The following is an 8831-nucleotide window of genomic DNA, read 5'->3' as shown; positions in this document are numbered from 1 at the left end:
AGTCCAGCGTTGAGTAGCCATTTGTTAACGGCCCTAGCACTCATGCCCACTAATTCACCAATATCCGTAGCCCTGAGATATGCGTCTTCTGATGGGTTGGTTTGAGCGATCGCAGTCTTGAGTTCATCGGCGGCGGGCTTGAGTGCGGGGTTGACAGCAGTAGCGGCGTTCACGGCTAGTTGGGCGGTGAGGGATTTGTCCAAGCCGGCGAACTCACCGAGCAACAAGGCTAACTGTGCAGCTTCTTGGGATGGTGCTACGGTTTTGGGTGGTGAAGGTTGTACAGGTTGTTGCTCTACTTGGGTTGAAAGCATGACTTTCATGAGAGTACGGTTAGCCCAGATGCGAAATTCAACCGAAACCCACCGTGCTATATCAATGGCGATTTCAGGATAAACCCAAGTCCCTTGAGAGTAAGTGCGTCCCGATATTTCGATAATTAATGAAGATATGGGGATTCCCATATCTTGAGAAAGAGCTTGCAAATACTCAGTTGTAGACTTCAGCCTCATGTAATCAGCTAATAATTTCTGATTAGCCTTAGCCATCTGAGTAGCATTAACATAACCCTTGGGAATGCTGTGTTTTCCAATCTGTTCATCAAGGGCCATCTGATTAATTTCTGAGTCTCGCCACTCGTGTGTCAACATAATTAGATTCTCTTGGGTAGATTAATTGTTCAGGTATTAACTCGGACTAAATCTGTTTCGCTCACCAATGGGAAACGGATTGGTGAACCCAGCACTGGGGATAAATCAGGGGATTTAACTTCAATCACGTAAAACCAAGCATCATTCACCAGGACAACACCCAACACCAAGCGCTGTTTTGTCGCGTGACTGCTGAAACGGAGTAAAACGCGATCGCCGATAGCAAACGCTGGTTTGTTCAAGCTGACAGCCTGTACCCGTCCAGTACCAAGAATCTCGTCTTTGGAGAGATGGGCAATAGTGCGCTCGCTGTATACTGCATAAAGCAACTGGTCATCCTGCCAAACCACGCCACAGCAGTAGCCAAAAGTTCCAGTAGCGGTGATGTACACTCGTTCCCATAGTTGAACTTTAACGTTTGGCAATTGTTTACCCCAAGGAGGGGACAAATACCAGCATCTTTCGAGTTCAGAGATTATACAGGACATACCTTTCACCCCACCAAAGACTTAACTGCTAATTGATCCAACGAAGCAATGTGATTTCTGATTCTGCGCGGCGGGTTGTTGAGGAATCGCTTCAAATCCCGGCTCTTAATCTGATAGTGGTGAGTGCTAGGTTTTGTCCCCTTAAGCCAACCCTTCTTGACCCAAGCAGTCACGGTTGTATAATCTACTTGCAAAACTTCAGCAATATACTTGCAGCTATAGTTATCCAGGGTAGTCCGCACAGAGTAGCCTAATGAGTAAAGTTTTTTGCAAATGCCTTCCCTGCTGCGTTTGTATCCATTTCTGGTGAGCCTACGCGCTATCTGTTCGGGTGTGTGAGATTCTGCCATTTCGTGAAGAATCTCTACTTCTTCGGGACTCCACAAAACATACTTGCACTTGCGAGTCATGTTATAACTCCAATATTTCATCCATGAGAAAGAGCGGAAGTAGAGCCTGTCTCTACTCCCTCCCGGCTTATTTATTACGCTGCAACTAAATCTTGCGTGACAAACAACTGTCCCCACTGGTAAGGCTTCAATTGTTCAAGTGGGTGATACTGCAAGTATTCGTGACATACTCCCGACGCTGCCCTTACGGGACAGCGCAGGCTTCTCGCTTTACTGTCCACCCATCGGTTAGGACTCCACGAGCTTTAAGAACCGGATGCCCCACGGCTCTGTGTTTTATATTTCGCGCGGCGTTGTGGTCACGACAGTAACTAGCTTTACACTGGCAATTGTGCCATCTATCGGATAATGTTTTTGAAACTGTCGCGCCACAATCAGAACATTCTTGAGAAGTACCGTTAGGATTAACCGCCACGACCAAACACCCAGCGCTTGCAGCCTTGGTATTTAGTATTTGTAGGAATTGCCCCCATCCAGCATCGGTTACGGACTTGGCGAGTTTTGACCTAGTTAGGGCTTTGATATTCAGGTCTTCATGCGCGATAACTTGAGATTGATTGAGTAACCATATTGCAATTTTATAGTGAAAATCTTTACGCTGATTAACAACTTTTAAATGAGTTTTAGCAACACGTTTAATAGATTTTTTGCGACGATTTGACCCCTTCTTTTTACGTGACAATTGACGCTGTAGCCGCTTAAGTTTTTTCTCAGCTTTGCGATAATAATGAGGAATCTGTACTTTTTGATTGTCACTTGTAACTAAAAACGATTTCAAGCCCATATCAATACCTACTGTGTTATCTGGTGTAGGTATAGCATCAGTTGTAAAGCTAGGCACAGTCATATCTTCTAAACTAAGCCCAATGTACCAACCATCAGCTTTACGAGTGATAGTGGCCGTTTTGATTTTAAAGCCGTCAGGTATGGGACGATGTAAAATTACTTTTATTTTTCCAATTTTAGCTAGTTGAATAAATTTACCTTCGATGTGTTCTGGCTTAATGGGATCTGGGAAAGTAAGAGAGCGATAACGCCCTTTACCTTTGAATCTTGGACGGCCAGAGCGTTTTCCATTACTATCACCCTTAAGCCAACGGTCAAATGTCTTATCTACCCTAGCAATTACGTCTTGTAATGTATGAGAAGGCAATTCTTTGTATTCAGGAAATAGCGCTTTAGTGTTTGCTAAATCTTTTTGTTGTGACCACCTGTTAGGTTTATCTTTTAAGGGTGCAATACTGCAATAAACTATAGAGCATCGGTCAACATCACAACGATTTTCCTTGTACCAGTTAAACCGTTCTGCTAACCTGTAATTATACTGGCGACGGCATAATTCAATCCAGTTTTCAAATGTATCTACTTGTTTTTTGGTCAGACGTAAACGGTACTGATAGGTTAATCGCATATTGACAATCCTCTGCTGCGGTTGAAAAGATTAGCTAACCCACTAAATAACTAATTGCCATTTGATCCAAAGAGGCAATCCGATTCCTAATTCTGCGCGGAGGATTGTTGAGGAATTGTTTTAAATCCTGACTTTTGATTTGGTAATGATGAGTGCTAGGTTTCGTCCCCTTGAGCCAACCCTTTTTAACCCAGTCTGCAACTGTACCAGAATCAAATTGCAAGACTTCAGCAATATATTTGCAGCTATAGTTATCCAGTGTAGGCCGCACTGAGTACCCTAAAGAACGGAGTTTCTTTCTAATACCTTCAAGTGAGCGTGTATACCCTCGTCTTTTGAGGCGGAAAGCGATTTGTTGAACTGTGTATATTTCTGCCATCTCTTCAAGGGTAGTTAATTCTTCTTCACTCCACTTAATCCTCATGATTCATTCTCCAAAATCTCAGGTAAACATGAAATTGATCTGTCTTTTTGAAGAACCCAGAAGTCAGAATTTCTAACTACTAAGCTGATTAATTCTGACTTCTAGCTTTTGAAAACTTTGGGTTATAGTCTTACCAAGACTCACCGAACTCATCAAGCATTGAACTAGACCCAGTAGCGCATACACCGCATAAACCCGTGTCCTCATAACCTCTAGGCAGGGTTAATTCCTGCCCACAAGATGAACATTTGTGCTGTGGTTTTTCTTGGCTTTTCTTCTTCTTTGGTTTCATAATTTAACGCTCCTGTAAACAAAACATTTGTCTGAGTTTGAGAGTCAATTATTGCGGCGACCCAAAAATGAGTCGCCGCCAAGGGTTCCTAATTACCGTCTCCTACTTGGCACAACTGGCTGATTCTGCGGTTGCAGTGATGCCCGTGCCTCTGCCTCGGATACTCCCGTTAGGGCGGGTCGAACTTCTGCATTCAACGCCCAGCGCTCGTAAGTTTCATTTGTCACCCAGTGAAGCGTCGCCCCAGATTCCGCACCGCTACGAATCATATCTGCTGCTTCCAATGCGTCCTTCTCAAAATCAGACTGTGGGTTACGGTATGACCACTGAATGAACCAGTACGTTCCGAGCGCACCGTCTACTTTTTGGAACTCGGCGCAGAAAATGTAGTTTTTGAGTACACTAGCGATCGCGTTATAGCAAAACTCTTTCGGATCTCCGGGCATCCCGTCTTCACACCACTGCTGAAAAGCTCTGTGGGCGAAGTGGTTGTATAGTCCGGCGAAACTGTCTTTACTACGGCGGTGCATCAGGAAAGAAAGCAGCATGGACGCTGGCCCTTTAAACTGGTTTTTTAACTCACCCGCTACCGGAATCACCCACAGTTCCGTGAATGGCTCGTTGGTGAAGTTTTCGTTGATTGTGAGTAGGCGGTCTGGGCGGGAGATAGCGATCGCAAAATCAGCCTTGTTACCTTTAAGATAACCACCCTGCTGTGCTTCCAGAATTGTCAGTTTTGGGGGACAATCTAAGAGAAATTGCCCGTACTCCTTGGCGCAGTTCGCTTGTAACTTCGGTTGGCTGGGAGGGATTAAGAAAACGCTGTTGTTGATTTTGATGGTTTCCATGACTGTGAATTACTGGTTAAGTGAAGTGGTTGTATAGTTGTGAATTAGCGTGATTGGGGTCTTTATTCTTCAGGAAAGATGTTTGAGGTAATATCAAACTTTTGGCTATCTTCTAACCCTGATTGCAGATAGGACAGTGCAGTTTGAGCATCACCTAAAGTTAAATCAGGCTGATAGTCAAGTGCTTGATAATCAGGGTGTTTAGCAATTTCTCTGAGGATTAACTGTGCAGCGTCAATAAATGACTGTAAAGTGGGTGGAGAATCCCAAGATTTCTTTTGTGGTTGGGTGGGCATTTCCGCCTGTTCCCCTTGTTGAGCCGTTACAATAACAGTTACAGGGATTGCGCCCAGTTCAGAGTTCAAATGTTCAAGTTGGCGTGAGTAGTAGTCAATCTCTGAAAGAAGTTGTGCTTTTAATTCCTCTGAGGTGAGTAGTCTGATCTCGTTCTCTACTCGGTGTTCTTCGTCTTCCTGATTCTTGTCTGGGAGCATGACATAACGCCAGCCTGCTCCGTACTCACTGCCAAGATAAGTATCTGGAGCGTAGTATTTCATGCCGATGACTACCCCGTATTCGGTGCGTTGACCAAAGGTATAAAGGGGATGTTTCCAGTGTTGGGGAATTGATATTGTTGCTTCCATTGTTTTAATTGATGAATGAAGAGATGTTTGGATTAATAGGAGTCAGAAGTCAGGATTCAGAAGCCAGAATTATTCTGATTTCTGACTTCTGGTTCCTGAGTTCTGGGTTAAGCTGTCAATAGTTCTGCGCTATCAAGCAAATGCTTCAACTCCACGGGTGGCATCTGCTCAAGTGGGTGGTATTGCAAGTATTCATTGAGAAAGTCTGCACTCTCCGGTAACTCTGCTCTTGAAACCAACCACACGGCATCTGAGGCTGAGTTACAAAAGATTTGCTGTTGGGTAACATCATCTGTGCGGGTAAACCACCAATTACCGTTAGTGCAACCAGCCTCGCCTAGTTTCTCGTCGCCTCGGTAAATCCCATCCTCTAGCAATTCCAGTCCGTGTTGCTCACAAGCATCGAAAATCTGTACCATGATTTCATTGCCTGTTGTAGGGGCTGGGGTTTCTTTTTCTTGTACAGGTAATGAGCCGTCTTTGTGATGTATGCAGATGTAGCGGTAGCACTTAGCCCAGGTGTTAGCTCGAAACTCTTCCTTGTCGTTCACCAATACAAGCCACCTTTGCGTGACAAATTCGTTGTGATCGTAGGCTATTTGAGCTATTAGCTGACCACCGATATAGATTTCATGGTAGTAGAAATTGATTTCAACGCTGGTGTATTCTTCAGGTGCTACAGCTTGGGCTTGCTCTGTGATGTACTGCTGTAGTTCAGCTTGGGCTAGGGTTTGTTCGCTGACGGGTTGCTGTCTATTTGCGATATCAGTCATAATGAAGATCCTTATTTAAAGGTAGAAGGCGATCGCTAGTTTTCCAGACGCGGCGGTCGCCTTTGATTTTTGGAACGTTGTGGAGAAGCCACAACGCACTCATTGAAATTTGGCACAGCCATCAAAAAAGAAAGTAAACACCAGTGGCATTTAAGCGTTATCAAAACAAAAAGACTTTAAGAAGTTAACGATAAATTGCTTGTGGTTGTTCTAGTATCTTGATGGGATTTCGGTTTCAAAGTTCAGATGAGCTATGGTTGCTAACTTGTAGACTGTTTAGTTATGGGTTAGTTGGCTTCTCTATACCCTCAATATTAGTACCCCTATTGGTAGTAGTCAATAGGGTAGTAGTTGCTTTCTGATAGAGATTTGTAATACTACTACTGGTTGTACATAAGTCTTAGTAATAACAATAGATGTAAGCCCTATGTGTTTACAACCATTGGTAGTACCCCTTATAATAGGAGCATTATTTGGAGAGGATGATCGTGTTTATTGCATTAAAAAAGTTGCGAGAGGCTGCTGGCCTTTCTCAAAACGACCTAGCCAGGAAAACTGGCTACAGTCCTCAGTTCATCCAAAAAATTGAACAAAATAAGGTTAAGTCTCTCACCTTAGAAGCAGCAGCAAGATTTTGTGAAGCTCTTGATTGCAAACCAGGAGACTTACTTGAGGAGGGTGAGCCACCAAAGAAATTAACAATTGACAAAGGAGTAGCTTTAAATCCTCACTCAGCCAAAGAAAGCTCCCGAAGTAAAAAGAGAAATTCTGACGAAACCTCAGAGGTTGATCTACTAAAAGCAGCCTAAAACTTGAAAGCGATCGCCGCCGTCCAAGCAAATGCGATCGCCTGCTCAATCTGTTCACGACAAAGTGAGCTAATTATCATGCTGACACATTTAGGGTGTAACCCACCAGATCAGCATCAATGTTCACTTTGGTTAAATTGCGTCCCTAACTCTTCTCAGCATTTACCAGTAGTGGGCAATCATCATGCTGACACTAGACCAAGCCGAAACATTAACCCCTGACTACAACCTCCTCAACAGCAGCATTCAAGAAACCTTCACCTCTCTTGACCGTTTCGAGTGGCAGGCTGTTGGTGAACTCCTCCAAATGCGTGATCACTCACTTTACCTTGAGGCCGGGTACGCCAGTTTTCAAGAATACTGCCACCGTGAGTTATCTGCCTGGGGTGGATATCGAAGAATCACCCAACTACTGGGAGCAAAGAAAGTTATTGACACGGTGGGCGAACTAGGCTCACACATCAAGAATGAGCGTCAAGCCCGTCCCCTACTCCGGTTGGTAAAAGAACCAGACAAGCTCCGGGAAGTTGTGGCGATCGCAGTACAAGAGAACCCCTCACCGAGCGCATCGGATTTTGCAGCTGCTGCCCAAAAAGTGGTTCCTCGCAAACCACGGATAAAACCCCAATCTCAGGAACCATTGGTTCCCAAATCTAACCTTGTTAAAGTTACCTCAGCACCGCACCCCCGTTATGGAGATGAGGGAACCATTGAGGCGGATGCACCGAACCCAACCCAGCAGATAGTCACGTTTGCCGATGGCGAGAAATTGCTGATCAACAATACTGATTTGACCCATTTGAGTAATGACGAAATTGAGTCATTTACTACCGAGCGCAAATATCCCCCAGGGTACGCCCAAGCGATCGCCGCAATCGAACAGCAGTACCAGCAGAAAATAGAACGGCTAGAACAGGAGTTGAGAATCGGCTTGCTGTCCGAAGCTAAAGCCCAGGCTGAACAACAAGTACAAGAACAACTAACGTCGTGGCAACAACTATACCAGCAGCAGAAAGAGCAGAACATACAGATACAGCAACGTTTAGATGAGATGGAAGCGCTCAGGCAGTTTCAATACGAGAACCAGCAACTTAAACAGCGTATTCAGGAGCTAGAAAACGCGGTACAAGAAAGACCTTCCCAGCAGTGGGGTAATACTTTGACTAAGCAGGCGGCGAAAGCACTGAATAAGGAAGTATTGCGATCGCTGGAGAATACTATTGATCTGCGATCGCTGGCTATTGAACCGCCCAAGGAAAATGCCACCGAGTGCTTACGCCTAATGGGTATTGCGCTGGGCAATCTGGCCAGTGCTATGAACAACACCCAAGCTTTGCAAGCTGCGGCTTTGCTTTTGGGGAGTGAACCCACACCAAGCGCGATCGCATGGAGGGCAGAGCAACTACAACTCATACCCCAAGCGGTGAGTGATATTCGGGCTGTGCTTTCTAAGCCTGGGTGTACATGGATTGATTATTTGAGTGTGGCGCAAGAGTATGAGGTTATCAAACAAGACTACTGGCCAGAGCTAACACCCAAAGAAATCGAGTTAATCACTGCATTGGAGAAGTCTACACGACCCAAAACTATAGAAGTGGGTTCTATCGTTGCCCATGCTGATCAGTATTGCGCTTTATATGTAGCAATAGGAGAGGTTATAGAAGACCTGGGGGATGAGGTGTGGGTGGCTTGGGATCACTGGAAAGACCGCCCGAAAAAGACTGACCGATATTTCAAAGATGAGTTGCGCCTGTTATAGCTAACAACTTTTAAACATCACAAAAAATCAACTCAATGCGGCATAGCTCAACTGCTGCTGATATTTTCATGCGTCAAAATTTGAAGGAATCAATTATGGAACTAATTTCATCAGCCCCATCTACAGATAGCCCATTTGACCAAATCAAAAAAATTGATGAACAGGGTAATGAGTATTGGTTAGCAACCGAATTGTTAGCCTTGCTAGGTTGGGGGAGAGCTGGCGAAGCTGTCACCAGGGGCAAACTAAACAGTTTAGTTTAAAAATGAGATAAAACTTGACCGTAAAGATGGAAAGAGCGAAGTAATAAAACATACTAAAGT

At 44.6% G+C, this 8831-nt stretch carries 13 protein-coding genes; 4 read left to right on the top strand and 9 right to left on the bottom strand.

From position 1 onward, the window contains the following. The 9 genes from H6G83_RS34135 to H6G83_RS34095 form a co-directional block, all read right to left on the bottom strand. Positions 1–650 (bottom strand): KilA-N domain-containing protein (locus H6G83_RS34135; RefSeq protein ID WP_190480512.1); only part of this gene is annotated, 650 nt, incomplete at its 3' end. A 29-nt stretch (positions 651–679) separates the two neighbouring features. After that, a complete protein-coding gene (locus H6G83_RS34130; protein WP_190480510.1) occupies positions 680–1138 on the bottom strand; it encodes a DUF1392 family protein in 459 nt (152 codons plus the stop codon). A gap of 5 nt (positions 1139–1143) precedes the next feature. Continuing rightward, on the bottom strand, positions 1144–1548 hold the full coding sequence (locus tag H6G83_RS34125; RefSeq protein WP_190480508.1) for a MerR family transcriptional regulator: 405 nt from the start codon (positions 1546–1548) through the stop codon (positions 1144–1146). A 184-nt stretch (positions 1549–1732) separates the two neighbouring features. Beyond that, a complete protein-coding gene (locus tag H6G83_RS34120) occupies positions 1733–2959 on the bottom strand; it encodes an RNA-guided endonuclease InsQ/TnpB family protein (protein ID WP_190480506.1) in 1227 nt (408 codons plus the stop codon). Between the two features lie 34 nt (positions 2960–2993). Continuing rightward, positions 2994–3383, bottom strand: coding sequence for a hypothetical protein (locus H6G83_RS34115; RefSeq protein WP_199328685.1), 390 nt, complete (start codon positions 3381–3383; stop codon positions 2994–2996). A gap of 130 nt (positions 3384–3513) precedes the next feature. Beyond that, positions 3514–3675 (bottom strand): hypothetical protein, encoded by a 162-nt coding sequence (locus H6G83_RS34110; RefSeq protein WP_190480504.1) that lies wholly within the window; start codon positions 3673–3675, stop codon positions 3514–3516. Between the two features lie 92 nt (positions 3676–3767). Continuing rightward, positions 3768–4523: a hypothetical protein gene (locus H6G83_RS34105; RefSeq protein ID WP_190480503.1), complete on the bottom strand. Its 756-nt coding sequence runs from the start codon at positions 4521–4523 to the stop codon at positions 3768–3770. A gap of 62 nt (positions 4524–4585) precedes the next feature. Continuing rightward, positions 4586–5167 carry a hypothetical protein gene (locus H6G83_RS34100; protein WP_190480501.1) on the bottom strand — a complete coding sequence of 194 codons (582 nt, stop codon included), beginning with the start codon at positions 5165–5167 and terminating at the stop codon, positions 4586–4588. 107 nt (positions 5168–5274) lie between these two features. Further along, a complete protein-coding gene (locus tag H6G83_RS34095; RefSeq protein ID WP_190480499.1) occupies positions 5275–5940 on the bottom strand; it encodes a hypothetical protein in 666 nt (221 codons plus the stop codon). Between the two features lie 482 nt (positions 5941–6422). On the opposite strand from H6G83_RS34095, the gene H6G83_RS34090 reads away from it, so the two are divergent. From H6G83_RS34090 to H6G83_RS34075, 4 genes are all read left to right on the top strand, one after another. After that, the gene (locus H6G83_RS34090; RefSeq protein WP_190480514.1) at positions 6423–6749 is read left to right on the top strand and encodes a helix-turn-helix domain-containing protein; all 327 of its coding nucleotides are present in this window, start codon (positions 6423–6425) and stop codon (positions 6747–6749) included. Between the two features lie 3 nt (positions 6750–6752). Next, positions 6753–6971 carry a hypothetical protein gene (locus H6G83_RS34085; RefSeq protein WP_190480497.1) on the top strand — a complete coding sequence of 73 codons (219 nt, stop codon included), beginning with the start codon at positions 6753–6755 and terminating at the stop codon, positions 6969–6971. Next, on the top strand, positions 6934–8508 hold the full coding sequence (locus H6G83_RS34080; protein ID WP_190480495.1) for a hypothetical protein: 1575 nt from the start codon (positions 6934–6936) through the stop codon (positions 8506–8508). Before H6G83_RS34085 ends, H6G83_RS34080 begins: the two co-directional genes overlap by 38 nt. A 95-nt stretch (positions 8509–8603) precedes the next feature. Then, entirely contained in the window at positions 8604–8771 is a 168-nt protein-coding gene (locus H6G83_RS34075) for a hypothetical protein (RefSeq protein WP_190480493.1), read from the top strand. The last annotated feature ends 60 nt before the right edge of the window (positions 8772–8831 follow it).

This window comes from Anabaena azotica FACHB-119, assembly GCF_014697625.1.
Lineage (GTDB): Bacteria > Cyanobacteriota > Cyanobacteriia > Cyanobacteriales > Nostocaceae > Trichormus > Trichormus azoticus_A.
This window is presented reverse-complemented; position numbering and strand designations above follow the sequence as displayed.